Genomic DNA, 14,823 nt, shown 5'->3' on the forward strand with positions numbered 1-14,823 from the left:
TATGTCAATGAACTCCTTAATCCACGCTCCTGAAAAACCCCGCTCAATAACCCACAGTTCCTCTCAAAAGCGGGTGCAAATATAAGAGGGTTTTTCGGCTTCCCCAAACATGGAATGAAAAAATTTTACTTAAAACTTTTCTAATCTCTTATATTATTGAAATTCAATGTTTTAACAGAGAAAATAATTGCAAAAACACACAACTTTCTACAAATCAGGAGGTTTCGCCGAAAACGCCATCTGGCCGATAAATGCCAGGCCAGAAGCGCAGCCTAGGAAAAGAAGTTCCAAACCAGCCCGAAACGGATCACAAAATCGCGGTACGGGTAATTCGGGGCGGAATAGTACCGGTTGCCGGTAAAGGAAGAATTGAAATGCTCAGCCTTTAGGTAGATCCTGGTTTGCCGCACCTTGGCATTTATAAAGAAATCGAGCAGGGGGAAGCCCCCCAGGCTTTCGCGCTCCTGAACAAAGAATTCGGCCATCAGGGGGTTATAGGCGTCCATAGTGTATTCCGTAAAGTACTTGAAGGTAACGCCGGTTTGCAGGAACATGGCCTTTTTAAAGACATCCGTGGAAAAGTATATGGTATTCCTGGTGATCAGGGAGGGCACGTTCAGGACATTGGAAGACTGGTCCACTTCCTGGTAGAGCAGGGTATTGTTCAGGGCCCACTTGCGCCAGCGGAATTCCTTCTCATACTTCACCCGCAGGTGTCCGATCCGGTCGCCCTGCTGGAAAGGCCTGATAAAGGCCCGCTCCTCCCCCGCCTCTATCTGGGCGGCATCGGCAGTGGAACGAAAAAAGGAATGGTTCTCCACAGAACTGTACTGGAACTGCACCTCCCCCAGGGCCGCCGAGCGCAAATTCGCAAACACGCTTTGCACCTGTTCGTTTTCAAAGGTGCCGCTATTGTCCCAATTATAGTTGAGGTAATCGGACTGGTAAAGGAGAAAATTGAAATCGGGCATTCGCGCCGAATGGTGGATGCCCGCTACCAGGGAATTCCTTTTACCCAGGGGCAGTTCCATACTGGCATCGAGGAACGACCCGGTAAGGTCGCCGGAGAGGCCCAACCCGCCTTCCGCCCTCAGGCGGAACCTGCCAAACGCCTTATCCCATCGCGCCCCGCCAACTATTTCCTCCCCGTTGAGCCGGTTGGGGATCACCCCGGAGCCGGTCTGCAGGATACTGGTGAAATAATAGTCGTACTGGAACAGGGTAGCGGAAACCTGAAGGTCCCCGAGGGCCCGGTTTCCGAACCCAAGACTGAACTGGTTGTAAAAGGTCTTCAGGTAGGCCTTGTCATCGATGGGCTGAAAAATCTGCTCCCCGAAATACTCTTCCGCGTTATTCCCCTGCCGGTACTGGTAAAATTTCGTTTCATAGGCGAACCGGTGCCCGAGGCTCAGGGCGGCTTTGCCAGAGGTACTGTCGGCCGTACCCAAAAGGCGGTACTGGTGGTCGAGGTAATAGCGCTTGCCGACCACTTTGTTGGTTACCCCCTGGAACAATACATCGATCCTGCGCCGGTCCGAAAACTGGTCGTCTCCCGATTCAAATTGTACCTCCTTATCCAGCAGGCCCCCGTTTTCCTGACCTTCTATCTCCTGGGTGGCGATGTGTGCCCGCAGGCGATACCGCCCGTTTTGGGTCACGTAGTTGGAGGTGGCCCGAAAATTCCCTGAGATGACCTCATCTTCCCGGTATTTTCCCAGAGAGCGAAACCCTTTATAGGCAATTGAAAAATTGAGACGGCGGGAGGTGTTAAAGGTAAGCAGGGCATCCAGGAGCTGCCCCTGCTCGAAGGTGGTTTTGAAAAAGAGCTCGGTCATCGGGGTGGCCACGTTGTAATAGGCGATGTCCTCCACCTCAAAATAGTTGAAGTGGCGCGCCCGGGCCCCCAGCCCGGGAAACCAGCGGACCTTGTTCAGGTTGGCCCCCAGCCGGTTGTAGGGCTGCCCGACATTGGAAAAGGGCATGAGCTCAAAATCATCGCGCCGCAGGTAATTGTACCGGTATTCCTTCCGGATGGTCAGGGACGTATCCAGCATCGTGGTGTCGCCGGCATGGGAAATGATTTTGTACTCCGAAATGCCGGGTTTTTCCGCTTGCTTACCCGCCCGTTGCTTCTGGGCAAATTCCTGGCCCCTCAGGCGGGTGGAATCGCTTACCCGGGTGGCTACCCGGGGGGGCACCTGCCCGAAGGCAGGGCCGGACAGCAAAAGAAACAGAAGGATGGGCAACAGGCGCATAGCGATGTATTCAGGGGCAAAGGTACCTTTTTTCGCGAATCGGGGCCGGAAACTTCCGCTGGAAAACACGGGCAGGCTCCCCTGGCCGTTGGCAGGAATCCAAGCTCCCGTTAGCGGAAAAAATTGAAAAAATCAGCATTTTTAGGCATCTTTACAAAAAAGTTGTTATGAATCGCTTGCTTGCGCTGTGCTGTCTGCTGACAGCAGGGCTCCTCCACGCCCAAAACGTCGGTAACGATGCCATCCTTCAAGGGCCGGACGGGACCGTTTTCCCATACTCCAACACCCCTGGGGAACCTGTAAACCTATATGACTTCCAGGAATCGCTCGAAGGGTACTGGCAGGCCAGGGACCGCTTTAAAAAGGGCAGCGGGTACAAACCCCTGAAGCGCTGGGAATTCTACTGGAGCTATTTTGCGGATACCCGGGGAAACCTGCCGGTTTCCAAAACCTATTGGGACAGTTGGCAGTCCAAACGGGACCTCAGCGGAAAAACCCCCAACCCCGTGGCCAGCTGGAACCCCATCGGCCCAAATGAAGTAGGCATCTTCTCCGGGAGGCTTCCCGGAATCGGCCGCCTCAATGCTGCTGCGGTAGACCCCAACAATCCCAACACCTGGTACGTGGGCGCCCCTGCAGGGGGGATCTGGAAATCCACCGATGCCGGGCAGACCTGGGTAAACCTCTTCGACGATTTCCCCCAGATCGGGGTCTCGGGCATTGCCATTGACCCGAACGATTCCAATACCATTTATATCGCCACGGGAGACGATGATGCCGCAGACTCCTACAGCATAGGGGTCTTTAAGTCCACCGACGGCGGGCAGACCTGGAACGAAACCGGGCTGAACCCCTCCAATACAAACGTCAACACCCTGCTGAACGAGATCACCATCGACCCCACCAATTCGAACATCCTTTGGGTAGGCAGCAGCAGCGGGCTCTTTAAATCCACCGATGCCGGGGCTACCTGGACCCGGGTGCAAACCGGATATATTTCCGACTTCAAGCTGAAACCCGGCGACCCGAATACCGTCTATGCCGTGTCCAATGCCCACATCCTGGGGGGAGGAAACGCGACCGTGTTTTATAAAACCACCAACGGGGTCGATTTTGATCCCCTCCAAAGCACCGTGCTGCCTACCAGCGCAGGGCGGGTGGTGCTCGGGGTGAGCCCTGCCGACCCGGAGGTCCTCTATGTACTGGCTTCCAATACGGCTTCGCAGAATTTTACCTACCAGGGGTTCTATAAATCGGAAGATAGCGGGGCCACCTTTACCAGGAGCCCCAACACCGTCAATATCATGGAATCGAACCAGGCCTGGTTCGACCTGGCCCTGGAGGTATCGCCGACCAACGCCAACGAGGTCTATATGGGCTGTTTGAACATCTGGAAGAGCACCAACGGGGGCAACAGTTGGTTCAAGCTCAATGAATGGTTCCTGAACAACGCGGCCTATACCCATGCCGACATCCACAGCCTGAAATTTTTCAACAACAAGCTCTATGCCGCCACCGACGGGGGCATTTATGTGAGCGAAAACGGGGGCAGCACCTTTACCGACTTTACGGGCGGCATGGCCATCGGGCAGTTCTACAAACTGTCCGTTTCCCCGGGCAACCCTTCTAAGATGATCGGCGGGCTGCAGGACAACGGCGGGCAGGTCCTCAACCAGGGGCAGTGGAACAATTACCACGGGGGCGACGGGATGGACAACGCCATCGACCCCAACAACGACAACATCGTGTACGGGTTTACCCAGTTTGGGGGCACCCTGAACATTTCCTCCGATTCGGGCCAGTCCATAGGGGTGGTATTTCCGCCCGAAAACGCCCAGGGGAACCGCATCAGCGGCAACTGGATCACCCCCCTGGCCATCAGCAGCACAGGCGACCTCTACAGCGGGTTCGACGGGGTGTACAAGCTGGTGGGCACCACCTGGGAAAAGGTTTCCACCAACAATTTCGCAGGGGTGGACCAGGGGGAGGTACTCGAAGATTTGCTGGTGGACCCCACTAACCCAAACATCATTTATGCGGCAGAAGACACCTTTGTATATCAAAGCAAGGATGGTGGCCAAACCTTCCAGGCGTTCTTCAATGCCGACTTTGTGATTGCCGACATGGCGCTGGATACCGACGATGGCTCAGCCCTCTATGTGGTGACGTCCCTGAGGGTGGGGGTCCGACAAAGTACCCAGCTGGCGCAGACCCAGCGCAAAGTCTGGAAGGTTCCGATTAACGAAAACGGAGATCCCGGGCCGGAAGTGGACCTTACTTTCGACCTCCCGGCCGACCAGGCCCTCTTTGCCATCGTGCACCAGGGGCGGCACACCGACAACCCCATTTATGTGGGGACCAACCTTGGCGTGTACCGGATCGATGATAGCATTATAGAAGCCGCAGGGGCGAGCGGCGAAGCCCCTACATGGGAGCCCTATTTCGCCGGCCTGCCCAGCACCACGGTGAGCGACCTCGACATCAGCCTAGACGACGCCCTGATCACCGCCAGCACCTACGGGCGGGGGGTTTGGCAGTCGCCCATCCCGGTGCAGGTACCCAACACTGATATCCGCCTGCTGAGCCTGACCCCCGAAAACGGGGCTGTCTTGTGCGGCGACATCCTTCCCGTCATTACGGTGGAAAACAACGGGCTAAACCCCATCACGGGGATCAACGTGGCCTTTTCGGTGAACGGGGCGGGAGGCTCCCAGTTTTCGCTGCCCCTTTCCCTGGCGAGTGGGGAAACCGCCCCGGTGGACCTGCCCGCGCTCAGCTTTGCCGAAATCGGGGAAGCCCGGCTGGAGGTTACCGTAACCACCAATGGCGATGCCTTTGCCGATAACAATACCATTGAACACGCCTTCTTTATCAATGCCTTCGGGGTGGGCAACGCCCTGAATGATTTTGAGGGGGCGGGGACCGAACTGCTGACATACAACGAAGGGGCGGCAGGGGCGCTCTGGGAAAAAGGGGTGCCCTCGGGGACCCTGCTCAACCAGGCCGCCTCGGGCTCCGAAGTATACGCCACCAACCTCGACGGCAACCACCCCGACGCGGTCAGGGCCTACCTGCTTACCGGCTGTTACGACCTTTCGGCCCTGCTGGCCCCGGTGCTGAAGTTTCAGATGGCCTATGACCTGGAGCAGGACTTCGACATTGCCTACGTGCAGTACTCCACCGACCAGGGGGCTACCTGGAGTGTGCTGGGGAGCGTGGACAGCCAGCCCAACTGGTACACCAGCGACCGGACAAACAGCAGTTCGGGGGAAGCCGACGACTGCCAGAACTGCCCGGGGGCGCAGTGGACGGGCACCAACGCCACCCTTACGGAATACGCCTACGACTTTCTGGCCAATGCCGCCCGGGGGGAGCCCGACCTTACCGGCGAAACCAACGTGGTCTTCCGTATCGTATTCCATTCGGATCCAGAAACAACCCAAGAAGGCGTGGTGATCGACGACCTGGGCGTGGTGGGCTTCGAGGATGATGAGGATGACGACAACGATGGCATCCCGGATACCTCCGACAACTGCCCCCTGATCGCGAATGCCGACCAGGCCGATGCCGACGGCGACGGCCTGGGGGATGCCTGCGACCCGGATGACGACAACGACGGCATCCCCGACCTGGAAGACAACTGCCCGCTGTCTGCGAACCCGGGGCAGGAGGACGAGGACAATGACGGCATTGGCGACGTATGCGACACCGATGCCGACAACGACGGGGTCCCCAACCCCATCGACATTTGCCCGGAAACGCCGCCGGGCACGGTGGTGGGCCTCGACGGCTGCCCGGTATTCACCCTGCCGGCCACAAACTTCCTGGTGCAAACCACCGGGGAAAGCTGCCGCAGCAGCAACAACGGCTCCATCTCCGTGCTGGCCGTGGAGCCCCTCAATTACCTGGCCACCCTGAGCGGAAACGGGGTCGATGCCACGCTGCCGTTCACCGATGCGGTGCAGTTCCCCGATTTGGCCTCGGGAAGCTATTCCCTTTGCATAACCGTGGAAAACCAGCCCGATTTCGAGCTGTGCTTCACCCTCGAAGTGCCGCAGCCCGAAGCCCTTTCCGTCAGCAGCAAGGTAAGTACCCTCGGCCGGGAAGTGACCCTGGACCTGAAGGGCGGCAGGGAATACACCATCGTCCTGAATGGCCGCTCCTACCGGACTTCGGCCGCACAAATCACCCTACCCCTGGACCTGCCCGTAAACCAGCTGGAGGTGAAAACCGACCTGGACTGCCAGGGGGCCCACACCCAGACCATTACCCTGACCGAAACCCCCCTGGCCCTGCCGAACCCCATAGAAGCCGGCGACCTGCAGGTGTTCGTGCCGGCTGCGGACGGGGACGAAGTCCGCATCCGCCTCTTTTCCATGGATGGCAGCAGCCTGCTGAACAAAAAGCTCGAAGTGCGCCAGGGAAGGGTACAGCTGAATATGGACGCCTACGCCCGGGGCGTATACCTGCTGAACCTGACCCACAACGGCCAGCTCTATACCTATAAAATCCTGAAACGATGAAAGGAACAGCCCATATTACCCGAAGCCTTGCCCTGGCTGCCCTGGCCCTGTCCACCGCCTGCGGGGGTGGCGACAGCGGTGGAAACCCCGAACCGGAGCCGCAGCCCCTACCCGAACCCAGGCCTACTGCGGCCACCCTGGTCTTTCCGGAAAATGATTCCGAATGTACCGAAGGGGCAATTGTAAATGACAACCAAAGCCGGGTGACTTTCCAGTGGAATGCCTCCCAGGACACCGACAGCTACCAGGTGAACCTTCGCAACCTGAATACGGGGTCAACCGCCCTGGCCACAAGCAATACCAACGCAGTGGACATAACCCTGCTGCGGGGGGTGCCCTACGAGTGGTTTGTGGTCTCAAGGGCCAACGGCACGACCGAAACGGCGAGCAGCGCGGTCTGGCAGTTTTACAATGCAGGGCCGGGGATTACGAACTACGCCCCCTTTCCGGCCCAGGCTATCGCCCCGACCCGGGGCAGTACCGTTACGGCATCCCCGGTGATTCGCCTGGAATGGAGCGGGAGCGATGTGGACGACGATATTGCCTCCTACACCGTGTATTTTGGCGCGCAGGACCCGCCCCCCAGCCTGGCGGAGGGCCTGACCACAACGTCCTTCGAAACAGCCCTGGCCGGGGCAGGGACGTATTTCTGGCAGGTGGAGACCCTGGATGAAGCGGGCAACCGCACCCAATCGGAATTGTTTGTCTTCCGCGTGGAATAAGCCGGGCAGCCCGGCGTCCCGGAACGATTTTTGCATATGAATTCTAAACCTTAAAATGATACAATGAAGAAAGGACACGTACTATTGGCCCTCAGCCTGGCCGCAATGCCCCTGGTCTCTGCGCAGACCGCCCTGGACCTCCCGTCCACCTACCTCAACAACAATACCTCCGGAGGGGCGAACAACCTCCCACCGAATGTGCAGGGCAGCCCCTACCTGACCGATGACTTCATCCGGGGCACCGTCTACAGCGAAGGCGAGAAACCGTACCCGGCCATGATGCGCTACAACGCCTATCAGGACGAAATGCAGGTGCAGGGCTCAGGCGGTATTACCACCCTGTTCAAGCGCGACTACGTTTGGGCCGTGTTGGGCGGGGAGACCTTCCGGATCGAATCCTACGAGACCGGTTCGGGCGAGCGTCAGGGCTATTTTGTGGAATTAAACCCCGGCAAGGCCCGCCTGCTGAAACGCTACCGGCGCGAATTCCGGGAAGGGGAAGCGGCAGTATCTTCCTACAGCCAGGGACAGCCCCCCCGGTTTGATGAGGAAACCACCTATTTCCTGGCCCTGGAAGGCAGCCCGGCAAAAGAAGTGAAGCTCAGGAAAAAAGATGTCCTTGAGGTGCTCTCAAACCCGGAAGCCGAGGCCTTTGTACAGGAGAACAAGCTAAAGTTGAAGTCCGAAGAGGAAGTCATCCAGCTTTTGAATTTTGTCAATTCCCAGTAAAAGATGGCATAACCCCAATGAAGAAAGCCACGCTCTTGAGTGGCTTTTTCTTTTTGCCCTTAGGCAACCTCCCTTCCGGGACCTCGGATCCCACAAAAAAAGCAAATGGGCTCAGGTTTTATTGGCAAATCAAGGATCAATATCCTTTTTGGGAACCCCGACATGGATAACATTGCCCTTTGGATACAACTGAAATTCCTCTTGGAAAAGTTACTCCCAGTACTCAATCAGGTTCCAACTCCTGCTCCATTCAGGGAGGTGTTTCCCCAGGTCCCCTAAAGCATTCCCTGTTTTTCAGACGAAGGCACCTTAACAAAGGGAACAAAAAAAGCCCGTGGTATTCCACGGGCTTGATTAGAAGAATGTTTAATTACTACTGACCTGTCATTACAATATCCACAGTGAAAGCAGTTGTAAACAGCGCCTGTGTCAAAGTTATTGTAAACTGGTCGTCACAGGCCGAATAGGATCCTATTCCGCCCGTTGCCCATGCAGCGTCTCCAATGAATTCTACTGAAAAATCATCGTTCAGCACAATTGTTCCGGAGTAAGGAAATGCACCACTGAAACCAGGGTCACCAGTAGCCCAGGCCACAAACTCAGGTCCCCATGCAGAGGTTACAGTCCATTGGTTATCCGTTCCGGCAACAGGAATCAAAGCTACGCTATGAGCTGGAGCTTCCGCTCCGAAAGCGAACACATTTACCCTGTAACTCTCTGAGATCTCTGTAGGGCAGTCATTATCATTAATTGTGAATGTTGCTCCAGTTCTCTCAAGGCCCAGACCTCCGACACCAATCGGAAGGGGATTAGATTCACTCAACTCAACACGTATAACAGCATTGCCATCGGCATCTATGTTATCAATTGGTGTTACAACTATTTCCCCTGAGAACTCTCCAGCAGGAATGTCCAGGACTCCGTTAGCGGGAGTAATCGTAAATCGGGAGGCATCACCACTTTCAATAATAACATCAAAATTAACAGAGATACCCGAGTCATTGGTTTCAGTACCCAATGAAATGGTGGTACTCATTGGCGCGCCATCCTCAGATGTAGATGCAGAGGTCCGTTCTACCTGAATAAATCCGTCGCCCTCATCAAAGATAACCAGGTCTTCCTCACAGGACATGAGGAATCCCAGGCTAACAAAAAGGATATATAAAAACTTTCTCATTGTTTTAATTTTAAGGATTAGTAACCTGGGTTTTGCTGTTCACGAAGGCCCGGATTCGCATTGAACTCCACAATGGGCAAAGGCAGGGTAAACCGGAAATCGTCTGCAGACAAGGTACAGGCCCCGTTAAAGCCGCAGTCTACCGGGTCCTTCAACACCCCCTGATTAGCCGCGGAACCCAGACGCTTTATATCCAGGTACCGGTGTCCTTCAAAGGCCAACTCGACCCGGCGCTCGTTCAGGATGGCAGCATAGGCCTGAGTAGAATTCGAAAAAGAAGGAAGGGCAGTTGCCGTTCCGAACCGGGCGTCCCTTAACTCCTTAACAAGGGCAGCGGCATCCCCAAGATTCCCCTGGGCCGCCAGGGCCTCTGCCCGTATTAAGTACATTTCCGAAGCGCGGAAGATCTTCAAATCATTCATCAGGGGTTGTCCTTCGGAACCTTGATATTTGTTAACAACGAGAATATCATTGTTCTGTCCTCCGACACCGTTCTGATAATCAGGATCAATTACACTCGATGGGTGCACGTTAACATCGTACCGGATATCAGCAGGATCCATGAGGTTGAAAAGGGAACGCCCCATTTCAAAGTATGGGGAACCGTCCACTCCAGGGCCTGTAAACGCAAAACGTGCTCCTGCCCATCCCCCTGCAGCTGGGCTTCCTGTAGCACCCTGACCATCATAATTATCTCCAGCAGTCCGCTCTAGTTTGAAAATGACTTCACCATCCGACAGGTCAAGAAACATAGCCTCGTACTCGGCGCGATTGGCCAGGGGATACTTGGCGATAAGCTGTTGACTAAGGGATGCGGCAGTACCCCAATTTGGGTCGCTGGGATTGCCCGGATCTGCCCGATAAGCCGCAATCCTGGCCCGCAGTGCCGTCACAAAGTCGTCGTTGATCCGGGTGACACCATTGTCTTCGGTCATTAGGCTGGCCGCCCGGGTGAGGTCCTCTTCGATCAGCGCAAAAGTCTCCCCGTTGGTATTGCGCAGCAGTTGCTGGTCAATTGTAGGGACGAAGTCCAGGTTGATCACGCTGAGTGCATTATCATCGGTGTAATCCGGGGAAAAGTAGGAAAGGAGTGTAAAGTGGCCCCATGCCCTCAATGCGTAAGCCTCTCCAAGGATTTGGTTGAAGCGCGCTTGTTCCCCCGCTTCGGGTTCTACGATCTCAGAAGCCTCAATAAGGCGGTTAGCCGCATTGAGCTGGTCGTACCCGTTGGTCCAAAAAACTGCAGGTGCGGTGCTTCCAGCATTAAGTACAAAACCATAGTCCGCCAGACCCTGGCCTCCGTTATCGAAGCCAATAGCGAGCTCGTCAGTAAAAATGGACTGGAAAGCGATGTCAGGGGAAATGTCGAACTGGTCGTACACCCCGAAAAGCCCTGCTTCCAGGTCGTCTACCGTCTGGAAGGCGGCGTCTGCGTCCAGCCGGCCCGGCTGGTCGATATCAATGGCGTCGTTACAGGCCACAAGCCCCGAGAACACGCCGATTACCAAGAATAGGTTTTTAATATTTTTCATTGCTTTATTTCTTTTTTAAAATCCTAATTCAAATCCGACGGAAAGGGTCCTTGGGGTAGGATACAGCCTGGAGGTGTTGTCCTGTGCCTCGGCATCGAATCCTCTCCATTTGGTCCAGGTAAACAGGTTTTCTGCATTGCCAAAAACCCGCAGGCGGGAGATCCCGGCCTTTTCCACAAACTTCCGAGGGAAATTGTACCCAATGGACGCAAAACGCAGGCGTACGTAATCCGCTTCCCGCAAAAACCGGTCAGACGCGAAGGCAGCCCGGTTAAAGGCGTCATAAGAAGGGATATCGGTCACCCGGTTATCCGGGGTCCAGGCCCGGAATAAGTCACGGCTTGTACGGAACTGCCCGATATTGTCGGGGTTCTGGAAGCCGGCCAGGTCGTTGTCAAAACGATCGACCCCGGTTACATAGTTGAACTGGGTGGTCAGGAAGAAGCCCTTGTAGTCCATGTTGAACCCAAAGCTACCCTGCCAGTCGGGGAAGATGTTTTTGTCGAGCCATACCCGGTCGGTATCCGCATTGGGGTTTTCGGTAACGTCCCCGTCGGCGGTGAAGAACAAGAGGTTCCCGTTGGCGGGGTTCACCCCGGCATAGCGGAGGGTGAAGTATTCAAACAGGCGTCCGCCGTTCCGTCCGGTACCGATGATCTCGCCTTCCTCATTGGGCAGGTTCGAAAGTTCGGTCTCGTTGTAGTTCCCCACGGCATTCAGGGTCAGCCTGAAGCCATCGGGGTCATCGCTGCGGATCACATCCCAGTTCAGGGTAAAATCCAAACCGCGGTTGGTCAGGTCCCCCGTATTGGCGTTCAGGGAGGTAACCGAGTTGATGGCGGAAACCGGGGTGCTCTGAAACAGGTCGGAGGTCTTTTTGTCGTAGACATCGAAAGACCCGCGGAGGCGACGGTCAAAAACCTCGAAGTCGATACCGATGTTCGCTGAAGTCACAGTTTCCCACCGAAGAGTGGTGTTCGCAATTTGACTCAGGAATATAGAAGGGATATTGTCATATCCTGCACCTGTAGCGAAAAGGTTTTTAGTCAGGTCTGGAGCCGTAAAGTAGTTACCCCCGGCAATCCGCTGGTTCCCCGCTGTACCGTAGGAAGCGCGAAGCTTCAACTGGTTGAAGACTGAGCCGTCCATGAAGGCCTCATTGTGGATGTTCCAGCGTCCGGCCACAGAGTAGAACGTCGCCCACTTGTTACTGCCGGCGAAGCGGTATGAGGCGTCGCGGCGGATGGTCCCGGTAATCCCGTAGCGGGTATCGTAGTCGTAATCAGCCTGCCCGAAATAGGAAAATAGTCCTGCATTTAAAATGTTTGCACTCGCTTCGTCTTCAAACAGGACAGCTGCGTCAATAGGATTGTCAGGATCTTGATCAAGGAATGTTGTAATAAACCCTGAACCATCACCAGGATAAAAAGTTTTGGGATTCAATCCCTGGGCAAAATAGCCAAATTCCCTTAGGTGGGCCTTGAAGTATTCCAAATACCCGGCCACGTTCACGGAGTGCTTACCCCAGTTGTTGGCGTAGGTAAGGGAAGTTACCTGGTTATAGGTAAAAACCCGGCGGCTGTTCTGCTGTTGGAATCCAGAGGTCGGGTTTTCAGCTCCACCAAAAAGTAGAGCATTGAAAGAGGTTGGACCTTCAGCCCGGGTCAGGAACTCACTCTGGTAATCACCCCCCATGGTAATTGCCGCAGTCAATTCCGGAGTAATTTGATAGGCAGCATTGAAGCTTCCAATAAGCTTCACTTCCTCCTCGAAACGAGTATACGTCAAAAGTCGGTCCAACAGGAATAGTGGGGTGTTGGAAAACAACAGGGGTGAAATCAGGTCAGCCCCGGTGGTATAATCGTCAGGGGTAATGTAGGGTACAGACTGGTATGCCCCCAGGATAAAATTCCTGTTGATCCCGCTGCCTCCAATCTGATTGGGCTCGTTCGACTTGGAATAGTTAATGGAAAGATTCGTGCCATAGCTGAAGCGGCCGTTATCTGTTTTTCCCGTTGTGTTGTTGCGGATACTGAAACGCTTCAGGTCGGAATCCTGCAGGATTCCTTCCTGATCGAAGTACCCGAAGGTAGTGGCCTGGGAGAAATTCTCAGATCCACTGGAAAGCCGTAGGTTGTGGTTTTGCGTCAGCCCGGTGCGGAAGAAGAAATCCACCCAGTTGAAGGTAGGCGCCTGGGCAATTTCATCAGGGGTGAGTGTGGCGCCACGGCCCGCTCCCCTTTCTGCCTCCAGGTTCAACTGCTCCTGGGAGTTCATCAGGTTGTAGTCGTTATTCTGAAGGGAACTAAAACTCAAAATTCCGGTGTAGTCAATCTGCAGCGGTGTGTTAAAGGATCCCGTGCGAGTCTTGATCACGACAACCCCGTTCGCACCCCGGTTTCCGTAGATGGCGGTGGCCCCGGCATCTTTCAGGACGGAAATGGACTCGATGTCCTGTGGGTTGATGCTCCGGAAGTTGGTTTCATCCACCGGCGTACCGTCCACAATAAACAGGGGCGCAGTGTTCCCGTTGATGGAGTTCACCCCGCGCAGGCGCACGGTGGGGGCTGCACCCGGTTGCCCGGAGTTGGTGCTGATGTCCAGACCCGCTACCTGGCCCGACAGTGTTTGCACCACGTTGGCGTTAGGGCGGTTTTCAATGGTGGTGGCACTAATGGTCTGGGCCGCGATACTCGACTTTTCCCGGGTGGAGGTCCGGTACCCCTGAACCACTACTTCTTCGAGAGCCTCGGCATCCTCTTCCATCACCACATTGATGGTGTTGGCTACCCCGACGGTGCGGTTCTCGGTTTTTTGCCCGATGTACGAAAACCGGAGCACCTCACCCTGGGCGACGCTGATGCTGTAGTTCCCGTCAAAATCTGTCTGGGTGCCGCGGGTAGTCCCAACGACCACCACGGAAACCCCGGGCAGTGGCACGCTGTTTTGATCTACCACATTACCCGAAATCGTTTTCTCCTGTGCAAAGGAGAACGTCATGCTCAACACCAGCAATAGCGGCGTTAAGATCCAAGTTAATTTTGATCTCATTTAATTAGTGTTTTGAATTAGCCAGTCGCAAAAAAAATAATTCCAAGCTAATTATACAAGGCGCTCGCACCTGTTGACGAAGGAAGTGTTAAAGAAATTATTCGAATTATAAAAACCCCAATGTTTTCATAATTTTGATAAGATTAAGTTAACATTTTAACAGTTTTGTTGAGCGTTGTAGTCATCAACTTGAACGGAATAATTCTTACCTCCCTATTAGATGCTCGAAGCTTATTTTAGTTGCGTAATGGAAGCCGGGACCGATGAAGCGGGACGCGGGTGCCTTGCCGGGCCGGTTACTGCAGCCGCTGTAATCCTCCCCGCAGGCTACCGGAATCCATGGCTCGACGACTCGAAAAAAATTGCGGCCCCGAGGCGGGAAGCGCTGGCTGAAAGCATCCGCAGAGAGGCGCTGGCATGGGCAGTTGCCCATGTGGACCCGCAGACCATCGACCGGGTCAATATCCTCAGCGCTTCCATCCTGGCCATGCACCGCGCCCTGGATCAGCTCGATCCGGTGCCTTTGGCCATTGCGGTCGACGGGAACCGCTTCCGCCCTTATGGGGAGATCCCCCACAACTGCCTGATCAGGGGAGACGGTCGCTTCCTGAATATCGCCGCAGCCTCCATCCTGGCAAAAACTTCCAGGGATGCCTTTATGAAAGAACTCCACCGGGCACACCCCGAGTACGGATGGGAACAGAACAAAGGATACCCTACCCGGGCACACCGCGACGCCCTTAGAAAACATGGCCCCTCCCCTTTCCACCGGAAAAGTTTCCGCCTGTTGGGGGAGCAGCTGAAAATCGGTTTGTAGATTGTACTTTTGCCACA

The 14,823-nt window shown here is 55.2% G+C and carries 8 protein-coding genes; 4 read left to right on the top strand and 4 right to left on the bottom strand.

Features of this window, described 5'->3' with window-relative positions:
• Positions 1-272: 272 nt before the first annotated feature.
• Positions 273-2,255 carry a putative porin gene (locus NG653_RS13775; protein WP_252742301.1) on the bottom strand — a complete coding sequence of 661 codons (1,983 nt, stop codon included), beginning with the start codon at positions 2,253-2,255 and terminating at the stop codon, positions 273-275.
• A gap of 167 nt (positions 2,256-2,422) precedes the next feature.
• On the opposite strand from NG653_RS13775, the gene NG653_RS13780 reads away from it, so the two are divergent.
• The 3 genes from NG653_RS13780 to NG653_RS13790 all read left to right on the top strand — a co-directional run bounded on the left by NG653_RS13780 (position 2,423) and on the right by NG653_RS13790 (position 8,229).
• On the top strand, positions 2,423-6,778 hold the full coding sequence (locus tag NG653_RS13780) for a thrombospondin type 3 repeat-containing protein (protein WP_252742302.1): 4,356 nt from the start codon (positions 2,423-2,425) through the stop codon (positions 6,776-6,778).
• Positions 6,775-7,500, top strand: coding sequence for a hypothetical protein (locus tag NG653_RS13785; protein WP_252742303.1), 726 nt, complete (start codon positions 6,775-6,777; stop codon positions 7,498-7,500). Before NG653_RS13780 ends, NG653_RS13785 begins: the two co-directional genes overlap by 4 nt.
• A gap of 63 nt (positions 7,501-7,563) precedes the next feature.
• Positions 7,564-8,229, top strand: a complete 666-nt coding sequence (locus NG653_RS13790; protein WP_252742304.1) for a hypothetical protein — start codon at positions 7,564-7,566, stop codon at positions 8,227-8,229.
• Between the two features lie 373 nt (positions 8,230-8,602).
• On the opposite strand, the gene NG653_RS13795 is transcribed toward NG653_RS13790, so the two are convergent.
• The 3 genes from NG653_RS13795 to NG653_RS13805 are packed head-to-tail and all read right to left on the bottom strand — an operon-like array spanning position 8,603 to position 13,989.
• Positions 8,603-9,406, bottom strand: a complete 804-nt coding sequence (locus NG653_RS13795; protein WP_252742305.1) for a hypothetical protein — start codon at positions 9,404-9,406, stop codon at positions 8,603-8,605.
• A gap of 17 nt (positions 9,407-9,423) precedes the next feature.
• Positions 9,424-10,938, bottom strand: a complete 1,515-nt coding sequence (locus tag NG653_RS13800; RefSeq protein ID WP_252742306.1) for a RagB/SusD family nutrient uptake outer membrane protein — start codon at positions 10,936-10,938, stop codon at positions 9,424-9,426.
• Between the two features lie 15 nt (positions 10,939-10,953).
• Complete coding sequence (locus NG653_RS13805) at positions 10,954-13,989, bottom strand: SusC/RagA family TonB-linked outer membrane protein (RefSeq protein ID WP_252742307.1); 3,036 nt, start codon at positions 13,987-13,989, stop codon at positions 10,954-10,956.
• 220 nt (positions 13,990-14,209) lie between these two features.
• Between NG653_RS13805 and rnhB the strand changes: the two genes are divergently transcribed.
• Entirely contained in the window at positions 14,210-14,806 is a 597-nt protein-coding gene (rnhB, locus tag NG653_RS13810) for a ribonuclease HII (RefSeq protein WP_252742308.1), read from the top strand.
• The last annotated feature ends 17 nt before the right edge of the window (positions 14,807-14,823 follow it).

Source organism: Robiginitalea marina (genome assembly GCF_024006985.1).
GTDB lineage: Bacteria > Bacteroidota > Bacteroidia > Flavobacteriales > Flavobacteriaceae > Robiginitalea > Robiginitalea marina.

Coding starts and splice junctions, on each gene's coding strand:
- NG653_RS13775 (WP_252742301.1), bottom strand. CDS start 2,255: ATGCGCCTGTTGCCCATCCTTCTGTTTCTTTTGCTGTCCGGCCCTGCC.
- NG653_RS13780 (WP_252742302.1), top strand. CDS start 2,423: ATGAATCGCTTGCTTGCGCTGTGCTGTCTGCTGACAGCAGGGCTCCTC.
- NG653_RS13785 (WP_252742303.1), top strand. CDS start 6,775: ATGAAAGGAACAGCCCATATTACCCGAAGCCTTGCCCTGGCTGCCCTG.
- NG653_RS13790 (WP_252742304.1), top strand. CDS start 7,564: ATGAAGAAAGGACACGTACTATTGGCCCTCAGCCTGGCCGCAATGCCC.
- NG653_RS13795 (WP_252742305.1), bottom strand. CDS start 9,406: ATGAGAAAGTTTTTATATATCCTTTTTGTTAGCCTGGGATTCCTCATG.
- NG653_RS13800 (WP_252742306.1), bottom strand. CDS start 10,938: ATGAAAAATATTAAAAACCTATTCTTGGTAATCGGCGTGTTCTCGGGG.
- NG653_RS13805 (WP_252742307.1), bottom strand. CDS start 13,989: ATGAGATCAAAATTAACTTGGATCTTAACGCCGCTATTGCTGGTGTTG.
- rnhB (WP_252742308.1), top strand. CDS start 14,210: ATGCTCGAAGCTTATTTTAGTTGCGTAATGGAAGCCGGGACCGATGAA.